At 66.8% G+C, this 18,861-nt stretch carries 16 protein-coding genes and 1 pseudogene; 4 read left to right on the top strand and 13 right to left on the bottom strand.

Features of this window, described 5'->3' with window-relative positions; genetic code table 11:
• Window positions 1–54 precede the first annotated feature (54 nt).
• From HNR60_RS07250 to HNR60_RS07230, 5 genes are all read right to left on the bottom strand, one after another.
• Window positions 55–1,017 carry a glycine--tRNA ligase subunit alpha gene (locus tag HNR60_RS07250; RefSeq protein ID WP_184255882.1) on the bottom strand — a complete coding sequence of 321 codons (963 nt, stop codon included), beginning with the start codon at window positions 1,015–1,017 and terminating at the stop codon, window positions 55–57.
• 550 nt (window positions 1,018–1,567) lie between these two features.
• A complete protein-coding gene (locus tag HNR60_RS07245; protein WP_184255881.1) occupies window positions 1,568–1,762 on the bottom strand; it encodes a hypothetical protein in 195 nt (64 codons plus the stop codon).
• A gap of 100 nt (window positions 1,763–1,862) precedes the next feature.
• Window positions 1,863–2,765 (bottom strand): S49 family peptidase, encoded by a 903-nt coding sequence (locus tag HNR60_RS07240; protein WP_184255880.1) that lies wholly within the window; start codon window positions 2,763–2,765, stop codon window positions 1,863–1,865.
• A gap of 245 nt (window positions 2,766–3,010) precedes the next feature.
• Complete coding sequence (locus tag HNR60_RS07235) at window positions 3,011–3,772, bottom strand: tRNA1(Val) (adenine(37)-N6)-methyltransferase (RefSeq protein ID WP_184255879.1); 762 nt, start codon at window positions 3,770–3,772, stop codon at window positions 3,011–3,013.
• Window positions 3,765–3,992, bottom strand: coding sequence for a putative signal transducing protein (locus tag HNR60_RS07230; RefSeq protein ID WP_184255878.1), 228 nt, complete (start codon window positions 3,990–3,992; stop codon window positions 3,765–3,767). The genes HNR60_RS07235 and HNR60_RS07230 overlap by 8 nt, the downstream gene beginning before the upstream one ends.
• Before the next feature lie 201 nt (window positions 3,993–4,193).
• Between HNR60_RS07230 and HNR60_RS07225 the strand changes: the two genes are divergently transcribed.
• On the top strand, window positions 4,194–5,204 hold the full coding sequence (locus HNR60_RS07225) for a polyprenyl synthetase family protein (RefSeq protein WP_184255877.1): 1,011 nt from the start codon (window positions 4,194–4,196) through the stop codon (window positions 5,202–5,204).
• A 78-nt stretch (window positions 5,205–5,282) separates the two neighbouring features.
• On the opposite strand, the gene HNR60_RS07220 is transcribed toward HNR60_RS07225, so the two are convergent.
• From HNR60_RS07220 to HNR60_RS07205, 4 genes are all read right to left on the bottom strand, one after another.
• Window positions 5,283–5,564: a hypothetical protein gene (locus HNR60_RS07220; protein ID WP_184255876.1), complete on the bottom strand. Its 282-nt coding sequence runs from the start codon at window positions 5,562–5,564 to the stop codon at window positions 5,283–5,285.
• 506 nt (window positions 5,565–6,070) lie between these two features.
• Window positions 6,071–6,991, bottom strand: coding sequence for a 4-(cytidine 5'-diphospho)-2-C-methyl-D-erythritol kinase (locus tag HNR60_RS07215; protein ID WP_184255875.1), 921 nt, complete (start codon window positions 6,989–6,991; stop codon window positions 6,071–6,073).
• Window positions 6,975–8,756, bottom strand: coding sequence for a tetratricopeptide repeat protein (locus tag HNR60_RS07210; RefSeq protein ID WP_184255874.1), 1,782 nt, complete (start codon window positions 8,754–8,756; stop codon window positions 6,975–6,977). Before HNR60_RS07210 ends, HNR60_RS07215 begins: the two co-directional genes overlap by 17 nt.
• 214 nt (window positions 8,757–8,970) lie before the next feature.
• Window positions 8,971–10,629, bottom strand: coding sequence for an electron transfer flavoprotein-ubiquinone oxidoreductase (locus HNR60_RS07205; RefSeq protein WP_184255873.1), 1,659 nt, complete (start codon window positions 10,627–10,629; stop codon window positions 8,971–8,973).
• A gap of 272 nt (window positions 10,630–10,901) precedes the next feature.
• Here HNR60_RS07205 and HNR60_RS07200 point away from each other — a divergent pair, with 272 nt between their 5' ends.
• Entirely contained in the window at window positions 10,902–11,750 is an 849-nt protein-coding gene (locus tag HNR60_RS07200) for a uracil-DNA glycosylase (protein ID WP_184255871.1), read from the top strand.
• Window positions 11,751–11,906: 156 nt separating this feature from the next.
• Here the strand turns inward: HNR60_RS07200 and HNR60_RS07195 are convergent, their stop codons facing one another.
• From HNR60_RS07195 to HNR60_RS07185, 3 genes are all read right to left on the bottom strand, one after another.
• Window positions 11,907–13,418: a glycosyltransferase family 39 protein gene (locus tag HNR60_RS07195; protein WP_184255869.1), complete on the bottom strand. Its 1,512-nt coding sequence runs from the start codon at window positions 13,416–13,418 to the stop codon at window positions 11,907–11,909.
• Window positions 13,419–13,545: 127 nt separating this feature from the next.
• The gene (gene rnhB, locus HNR60_RS07190; protein ID WP_246432852.1) at window positions 13,546–14,286 is read right to left on the bottom strand and encodes a ribonuclease HII; all 741 of its coding nucleotides are present in this window, start codon (window positions 14,284–14,286) and stop codon (window positions 13,546–13,548) included.
• 289 nt (window positions 14,287–14,575) lie between these two features.
• Complete coding sequence (locus HNR60_RS07185) at window positions 14,576–15,736, bottom strand: PA0069 family radical SAM protein (protein WP_184255865.1); 1,161 nt, start codon at window positions 15,734–15,736, stop codon at window positions 14,576–14,578.
• 169 nt (window positions 15,737–15,905) lie between these two features.
• Here HNR60_RS07185 and HNR60_RS07180 point away from each other — a divergent pair, with 169 nt between their 5' ends.
• Window positions 15,906–16,469, top strand: a complete 564-nt coding sequence (locus HNR60_RS07180) for a glycosyltransferase family protein (protein ID WP_184255863.1) — start codon at window positions 15,906–15,908, stop codon at window positions 16,467–16,469.
• Between the two features lie 65 nt (window positions 16,470–16,534).
• Window positions 16,535–17,059 (top strand): annotated as a pseudogene (locus HNR60_RS07175) (GNAT family N-acetyltransferase); the annotation flags it as partial.
• 202 nt (window positions 17,060–17,261) lie between these two features.
• Here HNR60_RS07175 and HNR60_RS07170 read toward each other — a convergent pair.
• On the bottom strand, window positions 17,262–18,689 hold the full coding sequence (locus HNR60_RS07170) for a cell wall hydrolase (RefSeq protein WP_184255861.1): 1,428 nt from the start codon (window positions 18,687–18,689) through the stop codon (window positions 17,262–17,264).
• Window positions 18,690–18,861 lie beyond the last annotated feature (172 nt).

Raw genomic sequence — 18,861 nt, 5'->3', positions numbered from 1 at the left:
ACCAAATTGGCATTTTGTATAATCTGCCAGCCGACTGTAGGAAGCAAGTATGATCTAACAGGCGCCACTTGGAGCAGCCGCCCCCACCCCCGCCCCACCCGCCTCGGTGTGCAGCCAGGCTTGGCCGCAGGCTTTCGCCAGTTCGCGGACGCGCAAAATGTAGCTCTGCCGCTCGGTCACCGAGATCACGCCGCGGGCGTCGAGCAAATTGAAAGCGTGGCTGGCCTTGATGCACTGGTCGTAGGCCGGCAGCGCCATCAGATGCGCCTCGTGCTTGTCGTTCTCCCAGCCGGCGGCGAGATAGTTCTGGCAGGCGGTCTCCGCCATCTTGAACTGCTCGAACAGCATGGCGGCGTCGGAGTGCTCGAAATTGTGCCGGGAATATTCCTTCTCGGCCTGCAGGAACACGTCGCCATAGGTCACCTTGTCGGCGCCGTCGCGACCGTTGAAGTTGAGGTCATAGACCCGGTCGACGCCCTGCACATACATGGCGAGGCGCTCGAGGCCGTAGGTCAGTTCGCCGGCCACCGGCGCGCATTCGACGCCCGCAACCTGCTGGAAATAGGTGAACTGCGAGACTTCCATGCCGTCGCACCAGCACTCCCAGCCGAGCCCCCAGGCGCCCAGCGTCGGGCTCTCCCAATCGTCCTCGACGAAGCGGATGTCGTGCAGATGCGAGTCGACGCCGATGGCGGCCAGCGACTTCAGATAAAGCTCCTGGATGTCCGGCGGCGACGGCTTCAGGATCGCCTGAAACTGGTAGTAATGCTGCAGCCGGTTCGGGTTCTCGCCGTAGCGGCCGTCCTTCGGCCGCCGCGACGGCTGCACATAGGCGGCGCGCCACGGCTTCGGGCCGAGCGCGCGCAGCGTGGTGGCGGGATGGAAGGTGCCGGCGCCGACCTCCATGTCGTAGGGCTGCAGGATGACGCAGCCGTAGTCCGCCCAATAGCGCTGCAACGCCAGGATCAGTCCCTGGAACGAGCGTTCCGGGCGCATATGCGGGGGAAGAATGTCCATGATCGGCTTTGGATTCGCGAGGGATGGAAAGCGCGCGGACCGTATCGGCGCAGCCCTGCGGAATCAAGGCAATGTGCCCCGCCGATGGCCCCCGATGCCGGCCGCATTAACCCGGCATTCACCATGCCGGAGCGGGCAGATCGGGCATTTTCCGATTGTTAGGGAATCCGGCCCAAATCTTGGGTCCGTTCGACGCTGCGTGCCTACAGCGATCGGCCGGCGCAAGGCCAAGCCAGCCGTGCGGAAACGCCTCAGCCTGCTGAGGCATTTCGAAAACCTCCAAGCTTGCTAGCCGGTCTCCAGGGTGGTGCCTCGCCCGGAGGCCGGCGCAAGTGTGGCCGCAACGGCCACCCGAGCATTTTCGGTTGAGATGGCAGCATCTGACCCATGACAGCCGTCATTCCGGATTGCGAGTTCGAAGAACGAGCAGGTCCGCAATCCATACTCCCTGCAGGGGTTATGGATTCCGGGCTCGCTCGCAGCTGACGCTGCTCGCGCCTCGGAATGACAGCCGGGGAATCTTAGCGCATCAATCTAACTCGAAGAGTCTCTAGCCGGGCCGATAGGCGCCGGTGACGGGATCGCGGCGCAGCGTCGGAATCTTGGCGGGCTGCGGCTGCTGCTCGTTCAGCACCGCATGGCGCACCTCTTCGAGCTCCTGGTTGATGCGCTGCGCGGTCCGGTAAGCCCAGCGCACCACGGCAAGGCCGCCCAGGGCGGCAGCGACGGCGATCAGCGGCGGCATCGGTCGATCCTCAATTTGCGATTCACCACCGCATCATTGCGCAACCGCCCGCCGCCTTCAATCGGCGGCGGCGGGACCAAATGGCGCGGCGCGGCGACCCTCAAAAGCCATATTTTGCCCATATGGCGCGGGTTTCCAATGCCGAAATCAGCTGATCCGGCAAGTCGGCCACCGCGTCGAACGACCCGAGCGTCGACGCCGAACGGCGGCCGAACAGTCCGGACAGCATGCCGGACGGCGGCGCGATCACCGGCATGCGGACCTTGTCGCCGTACCGCGCCCGCAACGCGCTGCGCAGATCGCCGATGCCGTCGGTCAAGCCCAGCGTCACCGAGGTGCCGCCGGCCCAATATTCGCCGGAGAACAGCACGTCCTCGGCGCCTTTCAGCTTAGCGCCGCGGCTGTCCTTGACCAATGAGATGAACAGCGCGTGGATCTCCCGCTGCAGCGCCTTGACGCGGGCGACGTCGTCGGGGTCCTCGGGCAGGAACGGATCGAGCTGCGCCTTGTGTTCGCCGGCGGTGTACAGCCGTCGCTCGACGCCGATCTTCTTCAACAGCTCCGGAAAACCGAAGGTGCCGCCGACCACGCCGATCGAGCCGACGATCGACGACGGGTCGACGTAGATCTCATCCGCCGCGCAGGCCAGCATGTAGCCGCCGGACGCCGCGACGTCCTCGACGAAGGCCAGCACCGGCAGTTTCTTCTCCAAGGCGAGCTGGCGGATCCGCAGGTAAATCTGTCGTGACTGCACCGGCGAGCCGCCGGGCGAATTGATCACCAGCGCCACCGCCTTGGCGCCTCGGGTGGCGAACGCACGGTCCAGCATTTTCGCGGTGCCGGCGAGCGAAAGCCCCGGCCGCAACGGCGTTACCGCGCCGATCACGCCGGACAGCCGCACCACCGGCACCACCACTTTCCCCGGCCGCCAGCGCTCCGGCAGCCAGCCAAGTAGTTTCTCCAAAGTGCCCGGTGCCGCCTGTTGTGCCGTCGGATCGCTCATAAGTTACCTCAAAATTAATCAATGCCGTTTACTTTGCACTTACCAACATCCCTGGAACGCATTTTGCATTGCAATCGTTATATAAGCGGCAATTGGCGGTGGAGAAGAACATGAAAATCTATCTGCTGGTGACGTTGTTCGGCGCACTTCTGACCGCGGTGCGTTTCACCGCGACCGCCGAGCCGGAGTCCAAAACGCTGCGGCAATAATCCGGTTGCTCAAAAACCGCGCAGACCATTGCGGCATCAAGCCGCCCCTAGAGGGAGCGCCTCTCCTCGCAGGACCGCCGCGGCCCTGAGAGTTTCCGCCCCCTCCTCGTCTTTCAGCATCAAGCCTTGCAGCAGCGCCAACGGCGCGCGTCCGCCTTTGGTGGCCCGCACCAAGACCCGGATCGCCGGGCGTTCGGGCTCGGCATGTACCGGCAGGATCAGCAGGCTGCCGAAGCCGCGATCGAGTGTGGCCAGCACCTCGGCGAGCGCGTCGGCGCGCCAGATCAGCGTCAAGTCGCCGCCGGATTTCAAAACCCGCCGCGCCGCATGCACCCAGCTCTCGAGCGTGGTCGGCGCCGCGACATGAGCGCGCTGCCGGGCGGCGTCGGGCGAGCCGCGGTGCCGCGCGGCGTCGTTGAACGGCGGGTTCATCAGCACGGCGTCAACGCTGTCGGGAAACAGCCCGGCCTCCGCGAAGGCATTGGCGCCGGCGGTGACGTCGAGCCTCAACACTTCGGCTGAGAGCGCATTCAACGCCGCATTGCCGCGCGCGAGCTCGGCCAGCGCGGGATCGATTTCGACGAGCATCAATTCGAGGCCGCGAACGCGACGCGCCAGCGCCAGCCCCGCGGCGCCGACGCCGGCACCGAAGTCGACCACCCGGTCGCCCGGTCGCGCCGCGGTCGCCGCCGCCAGCAGCATGGCGTCGTGACCGGCGCGATGGCCGGATTTCGGCTGCCGCAAGCGCAGCCGGCCGCCGAGAAAGCCATCCTCGGTCAGATCCGTTGGCTCAGGCATCGGAGCGCAGCTCGTGCGCCAGCCCGGCATCGGTCAGCACCTGCCGGGCCTCGCGATTGTCGTCCTCATGCACCAGGATACGGCGCGGGATCACGCCGACCGAGCCCTCGATCACGCTCATGTTCTGGTCCAGCACCAGATGGTGGATCCCGGCGCCGTCGAGCAGCGCCCCGATCGCCGATACCAGCACCACGTCATTGGTTCGCACCAGTTCCCGCACGCTTGCGTCTCCCGTGATCCCTGCATTATAGCTGCCGGCCAGCCGCGCGGCGCCTGCCGCGTTGCCGCGTTGCACGGCAAACCAAATGTTATAGTGTGACCTTCGACCTTGGGGCGATAGCGCACCAAGCTTTGGAATCAGAGCCTTTCGTGCCCGCCGGCTCGGTGGACACGAGACGCTCCTCGGACTTTGGAGACCAGCGTGGCCGTTATCGTACCTTTCGAGGGCCCCTCGACCGCTTCGATAGATCAACTCGTCGCGCTTGTCGCCGCCGATATGGAGCGCGTCAACGCCGTCATCCTGTCGCGCACCGGCTCCGAAGTGACGATGATTCCCGAGGTCGCCAACCACCTGATTTCCTCGGGCGGCAAGCGGCTGCGGCCGAACCTGACGCTGGCGATGGCGCAGCTCACCGGCTATTCGGGCGAAGGCCATATCAAGCTCGCCGCCGCGGTCGAGTTCATGCACACCGCGACCTTGCTGCACGACGACGTGGTCGACGAGAGCGAAATGCGCCGCGGCAAGAAGTCGGCGCGGATGCTGTGGGGCAACGAGGCCAGCGTGCTGGTCGGCGACTTCCTGCTCGGCCAGGCGTTCCGGATGATGGTCGAGGTCGGTTCGCTGCGCGCGCTCGACATCCTGTCCTCCGCCGCGGCGACGATTGCCGAGGGCGAGGTGATGCAACTCGCGGCGGCCAAGAATACCGCCACGACGGAAGACGAGTATCTCGCGGTGATCCGCGGCAAGACCGCCGAACTGTTCGCCGCCGCCTGCGAAGTGGGCCCCGCGATCGCCGGCCGGCCGAAGGCCGAGCAATCGGCCTGCCGCTCGTTCGGCATGAATCTCGGCATCGCCTTCCAGCTGGTCGACGACGTGCTGGACTACGGCGGCAAGGCCGCCAAGCTCGGCAAGAATGTCGGCGACGATTTCCGCGAGGGCAAGATCACGCTGCCGGTGGTGCTGGCGTTCCGCCGCGGCAACGACGCCGAGCGCTCGTTCTGGATCAAGGCGCTGGAGCGCGGCGAGATCGCCGACGCCGACCTCGACCAGGCGATCGGGCTGATGACCAAGCATCGCGCGCTCGAAGACACCATCCAGCGCGCGCATCATTACGGCGCGATGGCGGTCGACGCGCTGGCGCTGTTCCCGCCCTCGCCGATGAAGACGGCGCTGGAGCAGGTGGTGGCGTTCTGCCTGGCGCGGTCGCACTGAACTGATGACTTAGCGTGTCGAGCGCCGGCAGCCCGGCGCTCAACAATGTTGCGGATCGCAGGGGACGCGTCAAACGCCTCAGCGGCGGCCGACGCGATTGACCGGGCCGCCCATGTTGCGGCCGACGCCACCGACGCCGACGCCGGGACGACCGACGCCGTAGCCCGGACGACCGACACCGACGCGACCGACACCGACCGGCCCGGCAACGGCAGCGCGGGCAAGCGGTGCGCCAGCGACACAGCCGCGCGGGCCGCAGACCACGGCTTCGGCCGGCCGGCTATCGACGGCGACGAGGCCGAGCAGCGACAGCGCCAGGGCAGCGACAGCAACGCGCGGAGAGAGAATGCGATAGGTCATGACAAGCCTTCCATGGGGTTGAGCGGGGTATGCTGCGGATGTCTTAAGCGGCGCCCGCAGTCGCCTGGTCTCAGCTCAGATCGGAGATCCACGCGCGCCATCCCAGATCTTGGGATGCTGACGTTGCGAAGTGTCCGGGTGCCTGTCGTCGGCGCGCAGCCGCCTTGTGGGGCAGGCCTTGCAAATGCGCCGCAGTTTCCTCTGCCTCACCTTGGCGAGCAAATATGACTAAAGCGTTTCCAATGATGGTTGCATTGCGCGGGTGCGAAGATCAGCCGGCGTGCCGATCGGCCTTGTGCCGGCTGCAAACCGAACAGCGTCATTCCGGGGCACGAGCAGCGAAGCTGCGAGTGAACCCGGAATCTTGCGGCAGGGTCGGCCCTCGCACCAGCCGCGAGATTCCGGGTTCACTCGGGCTGATGCCCTCGCGCCCCGGATTGACGGCGTGATTGGTAGCGAGCGCATCAACCCGAAGGAATGCGCCTCTCCTCAATGAAAAACTGCGGTCAGCCCAGCGTCCCGGCGTGCACCCACCAGTCGGGATGCGCGGCGGCGATGGCTTGCGCTGCGGCCTTGGCTGCGGCGGCGTCGGCAAAGATCGCAAAGCAGGTGGCGCCGGAGCCCGACATCCGGGCCAGACGCACGCCCGCTGCCTTGCCGAGCAGCGCCAGCACCTCGCCGATCACCGGCTGCAGCTTCTTCGCCGGCGCTTCCAGATCGTTGGTGCCCGCGCGGAGCACCGCGATCCAGGCGTCGAGCGGCGCGGATTTGTCCGGCCATTTCGGCGCGGTGACCACGTCGGTGACGCCGACCCGCAATTGACCGTTGCGCAGCCCGAGCGCCGCAAACACGTCCTTGGTGGCGACCGCGACGCGCGGATTGACCATCACCACCGGCATCGCCGGCAGCGCCAGCGGCAGCAGATTTTCGCCGATCCCGGTCATGATGCAGGATTGCGACGCCAGGCACACCGGCACGTCGGCGCCGGTTTTTCGCGCGGCGTCAATCAAGCGGGGATCGTCCAGCGCCAGATCGTTGGTCTGCGCGAGCAGCCGCAACGCGGCTGCGGCATCAGCCGAGCCGCCGCCGATGCCGGCCGCGATCGGCAATTGCTTGTCGAGCGCAAACTCGCCGCCGCGCAGATCGGGCACGCGTTCGCCGAGCAGCCGCGCCGCCTTGATCACCAGGTTGTCCGAGGTCGCGCCGCATTCGGCCACGCGCGGCCCGGTGGCGCTGAGGCCGAGCGGCACTCCGGGCTGCAGCGTCAGGCGGTCGGCGCAGTCGGCGAACGCCACCACGCTTTCCAGCTCGTGATAGCCGTCGACGCGGCGGCTCACCACGCGCAGCGTGAGATTGACCTTGGCGCGCGCTTGATCCTGCAGCACCGGCACTGACACCACGTCACTCACCTCAGCCGCCCTTGCCATCTTCTTTCTTCTTGTCCGCAGAGGCCGCGGCCGCGCCGGCGTCCTCCGGCAAGCCGTTCTCGATCTTCGCCTCGATCTTCGGCAGTTCGTCGGCCTCGGGCTTCAGGTCGCGGGCATGCACCCACTGGAACTTAGCCTCCAAGGTCCGACCCACCCGCCAATAGGCGTCGCCGAGATGGTCGTTGATGGTCGGATCTTCCGGCTTCAGGTCGATGGCGCGCTCGAGGTTCTTCACCGCCTCTTCGTAATTGCCGATGCGGAAATACGCCCAGCCGAGCGAATCGACGATGTAGCCGTCATCCGGGCGCTGATCGACCGCGCGCTTGATCATCTTCATGGCGTCGTCGAGATTGATGCCCTGGTCGATCCAGGAATAGCCGAGATAGTTCAAGACGTGCGGTTGCTCGGGCTGCAGCTCGAGCGCCTTCTTCATGTCGGTCTCGGCCTTGCTCCATTGCTTGGAGCGCTCCTCGCAGATGCCGCGGAAGTAGTAATACACCCAGTTGTTCTTCTCGGCGCCGGACAACACGTCGATGCCCTGCGAATAGGTCACCGCGCAATCGGCGAATTTCTTGCGGCCGCGCTCGATATTGCCGAGCGCCATGATCGCCTCGAGATCCTTCGGATCTTCGGCGGTGACTTCCTTGAGAATCTTGATCGCCTCTTCGCTGCGGTCGGCGGCGTCGAGATCGGTGGCGAGCTGGATCTGGGCGTTGCGCTTCAACGGCGAACTCGCCGGCACCCGCTCATAGGCCTGGATCGCCATCTGCGGCTTCTTCACCGACTCGTAGAGATCGCCGAGCGACAACAGCGCCAGCGAATGCTGCGGCTGCAGATACAGCGCGAGCTGCAGATAGACCAGCGCCAGATCCTCGCCGCCGCGCCGGGTCAGCGAGGCGCCGATGCCGTACAGCGCTTCGGCGGCGCCGGCCTGCGCGGAATCGACCAGCGGCGGCAGCTTCTTGCCGGCCTTGGTCTCGCGGATGCCTTCCAGCACCAACGGATGGCGCGCCAGCTTCTTGTCGAACGTCTCGTAGACCGCGGTCGCTGCGGCGTCGTCCTTGTTGCGCGACAGCCAGCGGCCATAGGCGTCGACCACCCGCAGCGCGGAGTCGTCGAGCTTGTAGGCGCGCTCCAGCCGGACGCCGGCGTCCTTCTGCTTGCCCGCGAGATCCAGCATCATGCCCGAATGCAGGTCCTTGAAGATCGGATACCATTCCGGACCGGCGAGCTTGTCGATATTGGCCACCGCGGTCTTGACGTCGCCGGCACCAAAGCTGGCCCATCCGGAAATCAGCGTCGCGACCAGATCGGTGATCGGGCCGCGCACCGACTGATTGATGTTCTGCTGGGCAGCGGCGTATTTCTTCTGCTTGAGGTCGCGCACGCCGACCACCAGCCGCGCCACGCGGTTGGTCTTGTCGATCGACAGGATGCGATCGGCGAGCTTCACCGCCTCGTCGATGTCGCCGTCGGCCAGCGACGAGATGAAGGCGCGGTCCAACAGTTCGTTGTTCTTCGGATCGGAGCGCAACGCGGAGCGATAGAAAGTTGCGGCGGCATTGGCGTCGCGCTGCACGCTGGCGTGGCGCGCCGCCAGGTAGCTGCCCGCGGTGGTCAGCGATTTCAAATCGCGGCTGGATGGAAACGGCACCGAGCTGTCGTTCTGGTGATCCGGCGTCTGCGCCAGCACCGGGCTGGACAGCGGCAGCGCAGCCAGCGCGACGGCAGCGATCATCGAGCGACGAAATCGATTTGCAAGCATCAAGGTTGCCCAGCTCCAGATTTACGGATGAGATCGGATGCGCAACCGAACCGGCAGCATCAAGCCACACAACATGCCGCGTTTGGCGTTCCACCGCAAGGATGGACCCCGGGCGGCGGCCAGCCGGCACCGTACGCCCGTTCCACGCAGCAAATTGAAAGCGCCCGCAGTATGGCGGGATCGTGACCGCGCACGCGGCCACACGCAATCGTGGTCACATGCCCTGATAATTCGGCCCGCCGCCGCCCTCCGGAGGCACCCAGGTGATGTTGCCGTTGGGGTCCTTGATGTCGCAGGTCTTACAGTGCACGCAGTTCTGCGCGTTGATGACGAAGCGCGGGCCGTCCGGTCCTTCGACCCATTCGTACACCGCCGCCGGGCAATAGCGCCCCGACGGGCCGCCATAGACGTCGTGCTCGGAGGACTTCTGCAGCGCCATGTCGGCGACCTTGAGGTGAACCGGCTGGTCCTCCTCGTGGTTGGTATTCGACAGGAACACCGAGGACAGCCGGTCGAAGGTCAGCTTGCCGTCGGGCTTGGCGAGCGGCAGCGGCGCATGGTCCTTCGCCGGATTGAGCGTGGCGCGATCCGGCTTGGAATGCGACAGCGTGCCGAACAGCGAGAAGCCGAGCGTCGAGCACCACATTTCGAAACCGGCCAGCACCACGCCGACCCGGGTGCCGAATTTCGACCACAACGGCTTGATGTTGCGGACCCGGAACAGATCCTTGCCGACCGGCGATGCCCGCCAGGCATCCTCGTAGCTGGCCAGTTCGTCGTTGCTGCGGCCGGCGCCGAGCGCGGTCGCGACGTGTTCGGCGGCGATCATGCCGGAGCCGATCGCATTGTGCACGCCCTTGATGCGCGGCACGTTGACGAAGCCCGCCGCGCAGCCGATCAGCGCGCCGCCCGGGAAACTCAACCGCGGTACCGACTGATAGCCGCCTTCGGTGATGGCGCGCGCGCCGTAGGACAGCCGCTTGCCGCCTTCGAAGATCTTGCTGATCGAGGGGTGGGTCTTGAAGCGCTGGAAGCTGTCGAACGGCGACAGATAGGGATCTTCGTAGTTCAGATGCACCACGAAGCCGACCGCCACCAGGTTGTCGTCGTAGTGATACAGGAACGAACCGCCGCCGATATTGTCGCTGAGCGGCCAGCCGAACGAATGCGCGACCAGGCCCTTTTTGTGCTTCTTGGGATCGATCTGCCAGACCTCCTTGAGGCCGAGGCCGAATTTCGGCGGCTCGGAGGACTTGTCGAGCTGGTATTTGGCGATCAGCTGCTTCGCCAGGCTGCCGCGGGCGCCTTCGGCGAACAGCGTGTACTTGCCGTGCAGGTCCATGCCGCGGGTGAACGAGGCTTTCGGCTCGCCGTCGCGGCCAATGCCCATGTCGCCGGTGGCGATGCCGCGGACCTCGCCGTTGTCGCCGTACAGCACTTCGGTGGCGGCGAAACCCGGATAGATCTCGACGCCGAGTGCCTCGGCCTTCGGCGCCAGCCAGCGGCACAGATCGCCGAGCGAGCCGATGAAGTTCTTGTGATTGTTGAGCATCGGCGGCACCAGAAAGCTCGGTACCTTGAACGACGTCTTGCCGGTCATGACGAAGAAATGGTCGTCGCTGACATGGGTTTTCAGCGGACAGTCCGGATCGTCGCGCCAGCCCGGAATCAATTGATCGAGCGGGGTCGGATCGATCACCGCGCCGGACAGGATGTGGGCGCCGACCTCGGACCCCTTCTCAACGACCACGACCGAGAGTTCGGCGTTGAGTTCCTTGAGCCGGATCGCTGCGGCCAGACCCGACGGCCCCGCGCCGACGATAACCACATCGAATTCCATCGCCTCGCGGGGCGGCAGCGGTTCAGCATTCATGCGTGATCTCACAGACACACTTGGGACGTTTCCTACGGGTGTTGTTTCCGATTTTTCGGGGAAGAACAACCCTCCCGAATCTACCTTCAAGGTTTCGCGGTGAGGCCATTCGCGCTAGCCTGCGCAATATTCCGCCCCCCGAACAGCGGCCGCACGCGGCGCTCGGAACCGCTCGCCACAGCGCGGCGGCGAATCCAAACTACGCTGGCGCCAAGCGGCGTGTTACGAGAGACCATGACCCAATTTGCCGCGCCAACCTGCGAGCCGTCGCGATGATGCCTGAGCCACATCTCAGCGCGCGCGAGCTGTTGGCGTTTTATCTCGAAGCCGGCGTCGACTGCGCGATGATGGACGAGCCGGTCAACCGTCTGGTCGACGAGCCGGCGCCGGCGCCGCAACCGGCGCGCGCCGCAGAACCACGGACGGCAGTGTCACAGCTTGCACCGGCGCCGCAGCGCGACGCGCCGCCGTCCCGGTCAACGCCCGCGCCTGCGCTCGCACCGGATGCGGCGATCGTCTCGGCGCGCGAGGCGGCGCGCACCGCGCCGTCGCTGCAGGCCTTGCGCGATCTGTTGGCGGCGTTCGACGGCTGCGCGCTGAAGTCGACCGCGACGCAATTGGTGTTCGCCGACGGCAATCCGCAGGCCCGCATCATGCTGGTCGGCGAAGCGCCCGGCCGCGAGGAGGACATCGAAGGCCTGCCGTTCGTCGGCCGCTCCGGCAAGCTGCTCGACCGCATGCTGGCGGCGATCGGGCTCGACCGCAGCAAGGTCTATATCGCCAATGTGATTCCGTGGCGGCCGCCGGGCAATCGCACGCCAACGCCGCAGGAGACCCAGACCTGCCTGCCGTTCATCCAGCGCCAGATCGAACTGGTCGATCCGGAGATTCTGGTGACGCTCGGCAATCCGTCGACCCAGACGCTGCTGTCGACCCGCGAGGGCATCATGAAAACCCGCGGCCGCTGGATCGATTACGACACCGGCTCGCGCCGCATCCACGCGCTGCCGACGTTCCATCCGGCCTATCTGCTGCGCTCGCCGTCCTACAAGCGGCTGGCCTGGCAGGACCTGCGCGCCATCGCCAAGGCGCTGGAGGAATTGCCGCCGCGATCGGACTGAGGCCGAAGCGCCGGCGGCGGCCCGTGCTGCGCGCTCGATCAACCAAGCCGTCATTCCGGGGCGCGAGGCCGCAGGCCGAGCGAACCCGGAATGACAGCTGAGAATTTGGCAGGCGCACTCGCGCTGCACCGCGCCCGGGACACAGCGGATCCTTGGCTACGGTGCCGGTTTCGGCCGCACGATCGCCCAGCCGATCCGCAACAGCGGCTGCCGTCCGTCGATCAGCCGCGCGAAGGCGCGGGGGATTTCCGGCACCAGGCCGGGGAAGCGGTGGGCGATGTCGGCCGGCGGCTGGCCGATGGTGTCGGCCGCGCGCCACACCACCACGCCGCCCTGCTCGCCGAACTTCGCCGCATTGATCCACGGCGTCCTGTGTGGCGCGGCGTCGAGCCACAAATGCGGCCGCGACGCGCCCATGCCGATCAATGCTGCGAGCTGCGGGTCGCCCGCCACCGCCTGCAGCGGCCGGTTGGTGCGGCGCTCGAAACTGTCGCCGAAGAATTTCGCAATGTCACCAGCCGGCAGCGAGGTGGCGCGCTCGGCGCCGCCGATCCAGGGCTGCAGCAGCGTCGCAGCCAGCAGCGCAAAGGCCGGCGCCACCACCGCCGCCGCCCAGGCGGCGCGCAGGATGCGTTGCCGGCGCAGCGCGATGGCGTCGCCGGTCAAGACCACGACCGCCAGGCCGGGCATCAACAGCGCGATGCCGGCGCCGCCGACCACGTGCGGAAGCCCGAACACCGCCCCCAGCAGCACCCCGACCAGCGCCGACGCCAGCGCGAAGAAATACACGAACTGCCGCGCCAGCGGTGCCACCGGCGGCCGCACGATCACCGGCGGATCTTCCGGCCGGCGATGGAGGCGGCGCAGATTGAGCACGATCAACAGCGCCACGCCGGCCAGCGCCACCACCAGGTCGAGGGCCAATTCGCCGCCGAGCAGCAGCCGCGGGATGGCGTCATCGGCGGTCGGCAGCGGCGGCAGCGCGAACAGCTCGGCGCGCGCCAGCCAGACCAGATAGGGCAGCGCCAGCACCACGATCACCACGAGCGCGTACAGCGGATCGAACGAGGCCAGCACGCTGCGGCTGCGCGGATTGGCCAGCGCGAAGCCGATCGGCAGCAGCAACAACAGCGGCGCCGAAGTGGTGGTCAGCAGCAGCAGCCCGACCTCGATCGACAGCGCGAACCAGGCGTTGCGGCGGCGCTGGCCGATCAGTCGCCAAGTGTGCAGCAGCACCAGCGCCCACAGCGGCCGCGCCAAAACCAATGGCCCGAAGTCCACGCCCTGCCCGGCAAACGCCGTGACGGTCAGCGTCAGCAGCACCGCGATCACGGCGTGCTGCGGCCCGACCACGGCGCGTCCCAGCGCATAAAGCGCCCAGAACGTCACCACGGCGCAGAGCTGCGCCAACAGATAGACGCCGAAGATGTGATTGCCGGCGAGCCGGTAGGCGAGATCGGCGAGCCAGAATGCCAGCGGCGGGCCGAGCTCGGTGCCGACCTGATATTCCCGGCCATAGGCCAGCGTGAGCGCGAGGCCGGACGGCGGCGCCGAATACAGCAGCAGCGGCACCACGAACCACATCGTGGCCTGGATCGTCACCACCAGCCAGAACACCAGTCCGGGCCGGGCGCGGATCAATTCGACGATCAGGGAGGTGAAACGCATGGACCGGCTGACGTCCCTTGGTCGAATTCCACTTCAGTTCTACCCATAGCGAAGGTCGGCCGGCAAGGACCAGCGGAAAGCGCCGCGGGGACCGCGGCTTATGCGCAGATTTGGGAAGCCGGCGGGCTCAGCCCGGCGAAGCGCCGTCGAACAGGTCCGGTGCCGCGGCGGGCAGCGTCGCGGTTTCCGGATGATGTTTTTCCCGCGCCGCCACCACCGGCGCGAAGAAACGACGATGGTGCCGGCTCGGACCGAGCCGGTCGAGCGCCGCCAGATGCTCCGGCACGCCGTAGCCCTTGTGGTTCTCGAAGCCGTAGCCCGGGCAATCCTCCGCCAGCCGGCGCATCAGCCGGTCGCGCGACACCTTGGCGATGATCGAGGCGGCGGCGATCGACAGCACCAGGCCGTCGCCGCCGATCACCGCGTCGCAGTCGCAGCGCGCGGCGATCTTGTCGCGGCCGTCGACCAGGACGTGCTGCGGCATCACCGGCAAGGCATGCACCGCCTTGGCCAGCGCCCACAGCGAGGCGCGCAGGATGTTGTCGCGATCGATCCGCGCCGGCGACGCATAGGCCACCGCGAAGGCGGCGGTGGCGCAAATTTCCTCGAACAGTTCCTCGCGTTTCTGCGCCGTCAGCCGCTTGGAATCGTCGAGGCCTTTGGGGATCCGCTTGGGGTCGAGCACCACCGCGGCCGCCACCACCGGCCCGGCCAGCGGACCGCGGCCAGCCTCGTCGCAGCCGGCGACCGGCCAGACGCCGCGCTTCAACAGCGCGCGCTCGCGCCGGAAGCTCGGCGGCGCAATGGCGATGACGCCCTTGCCGAGCTTGGGCTTGCTCGGCGCAGTCTTGTCCTTGTCCCGAATCATGCCGGGATGCTGCGGGCTGAGCGCGGCGCGCGCAACCCGGAACTCGCGGCCGTGCCCGAGATTCAAGGGGGCCGGCCATTGATCCGTTTAGATTCAGGCGTCGAGTCAGCCGTCGGCCAGCCGCTCGCCCCGTCGTGCGAAGCACGTGTCCCGGACGTGGTGCAGCGCTCTTGGCGCTGCACCCCGAGCCGGGACCGTCTCAAACGCAGACGTCGTCACGGCCCCGGATCTGCAGCGCACCACGCCGCAAGTGCGCCGTATTGCGCTGCGTCCGGGGCACGCAGTCATCTCAAAACAAACTCAGCTGCTGGCCGGCGCGGTTCGGTCGGGCGAAGTGGTCCGTCGTCAGTTTCACCCGCTTCTTGTTGAGCCCGAGCTTGGCGCAGGTGATCTCGAATCTGCGGCCGATCATCCAGGCGATCGGGCCGGTGCCCTTCATCCGTGTGCCCCATTGCGAATCGTAGTCGCGACCGCCGCGCATGTCGCGGATCAGGGTGAAAACGTGGCGATAGCGGTCGGGGTAATTCGCCATCAGCCATTCCCGGAACAGGTCGCGCACTTCCAGCGGCAGCCGCAGCAGCACGTAGCTCGCCTCCTTGACGCCGGCATGCGCGGCGGCGTCGAGAATCCGCTCGATTTCCATGTCGTTCAAGGCCGGGATCACCGGCGCCACCATCACGGTGGTGGGGATGCCGGCGTCGGACAATTGCCGCAGCGCCTCCAGCCGTTTCGCCGGCGTCGAGGCGCGCGGCTCCATCGAGCGCGCGAGCTTGGGGTCGAGCGTGGTCACCGACAGCGCCACCTTGGCGAGGTTGCGCTTGGCCATCCGCGAAAGAATATCGATGTCGCGGGTGACCAGCGCGGATTTGGTGACGATGCCGACCGGATGCGAGGCGCGCTCCAGCACTTCCAGAATACCGCGCATGATCTTGCTGTCGCGCTCGATCGGTTGATACGGATCGGTGTTGGTGCCGATCGCGATCATCTTCGGCTCGTAGTCCGAAGCCGCCAATTCCTTCTCCAGCAGCGCCGGGGCGTCCGGCTTGGCGAACAGCTTGGATTCGAAATCCAGCCCCGGCGACAGCCCGAGAAAAGCGTGGGTCGGCCGCGCGAAGCAATAGACGCAGCCGTGCTCGCAGCCGCGATACGGATTGATCGAGCGGTCGAAGCCGATATCCGGCGAATCGTTGCGGGTGATCACCTTGCGGGCGGTGTCGAGCCCGACCGTGGTCTTGAACGGCGGCAGTTCGTCGAGCGACTGCCAGCCGTCGTCGAACGCCACCCGGGCCTCGGCCTCGAAGCGGCCGCTGTCGTTGGATTGCGCGCCGCGGCCGCGCCGCCGCTGCCGGTCGATCGCGGCCTCGATTGGCGGAAACGGAGAGGTCGCACCCACCGGCTCGGAGGGCGCCGTGACCGGCGGGTGCTTGAGGGCAGTTGCTGTGCTTCTCATGCGTTCAAGATAGCATCTGATAAGAACAAATCAAGAACATATTCGCATCGACCGCCCGGGGCTGCTGCATCCGACCTTGTGCTGGCAAAATGGGCAGGGATTCCGGCTGATTTCGCCGGGGCGAGGTGCTAACGATGCGGCGTTTCATCGAAAGGTCACACCCGCCCACATGCTGAGCGTCATCATTCCCACCGAGGGCATCGAGCGCACCGCGGTCGCGACGCTGGCCGCGCTGGTGCCGGGCGCCGCCGCCGGCGTGGTGAGTGAGGTGACGCTGGTCGACCGCGGCGGCACCGACGTCATCGAACGGGTCGCCGACGTCGCCGGCTGTCATTTCCTGGCGTTCGAAGGCTCGCGCGCCGCGGCGCTCGCCGCCGGCGCCCGACAAACGCGCTCACCCTGGCTGATGTTCCTGCACGCCGGCGCGGTGCTCGACGCCGGCTGGATCGACGAAACCGCGCAATTCATTCAACGCGTCTCGGACAGCGGCCGGCCGCGCGCCGGGATCTTCCGCTACGCCCGCTCGCCCTATGCCGAACCGAGCTGGCGCGACGCGCTCGACGGGCTGGTCCGCGCAATCCGCGGCCCGCTCGCCGATCAGGGACTGCTGATTGCCCGCGACCATTACGACCGGCTCGGCGGCTACGACGTCCGCCGCTCCGAGGCCAAGTTGTTACGCCAGCTCGGCCGCTCCTCGCGCACCCAGCTGCGCAGCCGCATCGTGCTGGTCTAAAACCTCCCGCCAAAATGATTTGCCAAAGTCGAATGCCGCTTTGACGATAGGCACGAGGGAGGCGTGCGATGCAAACCAGCGAACGGTTACCGACGCCCGACGCCGCGGCCTCGCCCGCAACGTTGCGCGGCCCGCGGCCCGGCGACATCGGCTTCGTGGTGCAGAGCCACGCCGCGCTGTATGCCGCCGACTACGGCTTCGACGCCTCGTTCGAAGCGCTGGTCGCCGAGATCGCCGGAAAATTTCTGGCATCGAACGATGAAGCACGCGAGCGCTGCTGGATTGCCGAGATCGACGGCGAGCCGGTCGGCTCGGTGTTCCTGGTGCGCGCCAGCGACGCGGTCGCCAAGCTTCGATTGCTGCTGGTGACCCCGCAAGGCCGCGGCCAAGGTCTCGGCCAGCGGCTGGTCGACGAGGCGATCGGCTTTGCGCGCTCGTGCGGCTATCGCACGATCACGCTGTGGACCCAGAGCAATCTCACCGCCGCGCGACAAATCTATCAGCGCGCCGGCTTCGGATTGATCGAGAGCAAGCCGCACCGCAGCTTCGGCCAGGATCTGATCGGCGAGACCTGGGAGCTGCGGCTTTAGGCGCGGTGCGCGCGCAGCGTCCCGCCGGACCGCCGCCTCAGGCGCGCGCCCTCACTCGGTGGAGTTCTTCAGGCTGCTGCGCACGGGGTGTTTCGGCGAGCGCCGCCCCGTCCGCGTCATGCCGCGCTTGTCCCGGCCATGACGCGGAGGGGACAGCGAACGATCAGGCCGCCCCTGCGTAGCAGCGAGATTCGGCCGAGCCTCAGCGCCGCACCGAGGTGCCCGAAATTTCCGCCGAGCTCTTGCCGGCTTCGGCGAGTTTCGCGGAGATCGCCGCGGTTTCGCCCGGCGTGCCCCAGCTCGGCGCATCGCTGCCGTCGCCCCAATTGCGCGGCCGATAGAAGGTGTGCACGCCGAATTTGTACATCTTCTTCATCTCGTGCACCCAGGACGGCCGCACCCAATAGGCGTGATAGTGCGTCGACTTGCCGACTTCCGGCAGCCACAGCTGGCCGTCGAGCGAGGCCTTGGCGATCTTCTTGGCGCGGTCCCACATCTCGGGCTCTCTCACCACGTCCGCGACCTTGTCGCAGGCGAAAGTGAACTGGCAGGCCAGATGGCGATGCTTGTTCTGGTACACCACGCCGCAGACGTTGTTCGGATAGAAGCCCGAGAAGGCGCGGTTCAAAACCACCTGCGCCACCGCGATCTGGCCGCGCACCGCTTCGCCGCGGGACTCGAAATAGATCGCGTCGGTCAGGCACTTCTCGTGCTTGGCGCGCAGCTTCTCGTCGAACAGACCGAGCCGTTCGGCCGGGGTCTTAACCCGCTGATTGTCGGCGTTGACCTCGCCCTTGGTGGCGATGCTCTCGCCGGCCTTGGCGGGCTCGCTTGGCGCCACCGTCTCCGGCAGCGACGCGGTGACCTTCATGTCGGGATCGATGCCGACCGGCAGCACGATCATCGGCTCCTCGCCGGGCTGCCATTGCTCCATGCTCTCACCGGGCGCGCCGAGCGACGAACTGCCGAAGAACAGGCTGGAGGTCTTCACCGCGAAGCCGTCATGTGCCGGCACCGTCGGCGCGCCGATGCTGGCGTCGCCGAGCGGCTGCGCGTCGAGCGACAGCGACGCGTCGTATTGCGATAGCGGCGGCGCCTGCAGCGCTTCGGCGAGTTCCGGATCGAGTGGTGCAGCCGGGCCGGCGGGCAATTGCTCCGCGGTCTTGGCGCCGGCGACGTTGGGTGCCGTGGAATCGTTCTGCGACGACGGCGACGCGTCCTGTGACGGCGTCTCTGGATTCACCGTGGCGAGGCGGTCGCCCTTCAGGGTGCGATCGACCTTGGGAAAGTCCGACGCCTCGAAGCGGCTCGGCGGCTGCGCCAGCGGATTGCGGCTCAGCGAGCCGGTGACGTCGCCGGTCTGATTGTCGAGGCTGGCGAGCCGGATGTTGGCGCTCTGCGGCAGCGAGGTGCCGATCGGGCGGCCGAACGAAAACGTGGCGAGCTGGATGGTGGCGACGGAGGACGCGAACACGCGCTTCTGCCAGCGCTCGGCGACGCCGGGCTGCCGCGCCAGCAGCGAGGCGATATCCTGATAGCCGACCTCTGTGGGGATCAATGCGAAGACGCAAAGACCAAGACCGAAGGACGCAAATTTCACGCCCTTCGGCCGGTTACGCATGACTGACATCGATACGCTCACGCAACGCTTACACTGATCGAAAGCACATTTACGTCGAATTCGATCTATTTCGTTGTTAGCCAATTAAAGTTGCCGGGGAGTTAATCGGCGATGCGCCGCGGCCACAGGCAAGTACCAGCTGGAACGCGACGAAGCTTTCAAAAGCCTTGGTAAACCGCGG

Source organism: Rhodopseudomonas rhenobacensis (assembly GCF_014203125.1).
In the GTDB taxonomy this organism is placed as follows: domain Bacteria; phylum Pseudomonadota; class Alphaproteobacteria; order Rhizobiales; family Xanthobacteraceae; genus Rhodopseudomonas_A; species Rhodopseudomonas_A rhenobacensis.
Note: the sequence above shows the minus strand (reverse complement) of the source record. Positions and strands in the feature narration are given on the sequence as shown.

Bases quoted from the DNA above. Each gene is read 5' to 3' on its own strand.
- HNR60_RS07170 (WP_184255861.1), bottom strand. From the start codon at position 18,689: ATGTCAGTCATGCGTAACCGGCCGAAGGGCGTGAAATTTGCGTCCTTC.
- HNR60_RS07205 (WP_184255873.1), bottom strand. From the start codon at position 10,629: ATGAATGCTGAACCGCTGCCGCCCCGCGAGGCGATGGAATTCGATGTG.
- HNR60_RS07180 (WP_184255863.1), top strand. From the start codon at position 15,906: ATGCTGAGCGTCATCATTCCCACCGAGGGCATCGAGCGCACCGCGGTC.
- HNR60_RS07215 (WP_184255875.1), bottom strand. From the start codon at position 6,991: ATGGCAAGGGCGGCTGAGGTGAGTGACGTGGTGTCAGTGCCGGTGCTG.
- HNR60_RS07200 (WP_184255871.1), top strand. From the start codon at position 10,902: ATGATGCCTGAGCCACATCTCAGCGCGCGCGAGCTGTTGGCGTTTTAT.
- HNR60_RS07185 (WP_184255865.1), bottom strand. From the start codon at position 15,736: ATGAGAAGCACAGCAACTGCCCTCAAGCACCCGCCGGTCACGGCGCCC.
- HNR60_RS07210 (WP_184255874.1), bottom strand. From the start codon at position 8,756: ATGCTTGCAAATCGATTTCGTCGCTCGATGATCGCTGCCGTCGCGCTG.
- HNR60_RS07220 (WP_184255876.1), bottom strand. From the start codon at position 5,564: ATGACCTATCGCATTCTCTCTCCGCGCGTTGCTGTCGCTGCCCTGGCG.
- HNR60_RS07240 (WP_184255880.1), bottom strand. From the start codon at position 2,765: ATGAGCGATCCGACGGCACAACAGGCGGCACCGGGCACTTTGGAGAAA.
- rnhB (WP_246432852.1), bottom strand. From the start codon at position 14,286: ATGATTCGGGACAAGGACAAGACTGCGCCGAGCAAGCCCAAGCTCGGC.
- HNR60_RS07250 (WP_184255882.1), bottom strand. From the start codon at position 1,017: ATGGACATTCTTCCCCCGCATATGCGCCCGGAACGCTCGTTCCAGGGA.
- HNR60_RS07245 (WP_184255881.1), bottom strand. From the start codon at position 1,762: ATGCCGCCGCTGATCGCCGTCGCTGCCGCCCTGGGCGGCCTTGCCGTG.
- HNR60_RS07235 (WP_184255879.1), bottom strand. From the start codon at position 3,772: ATGCCTGAGCCAACGGATCTGACCGAGGATGGCTTTCTCGGCGGCCGG.
- HNR60_RS07195 (WP_184255869.1), bottom strand. From the start codon at position 13,418: ATGCGTTTCACCTCCCTGATCGTCGAATTGATCCGCGCCCGGCCCGGA.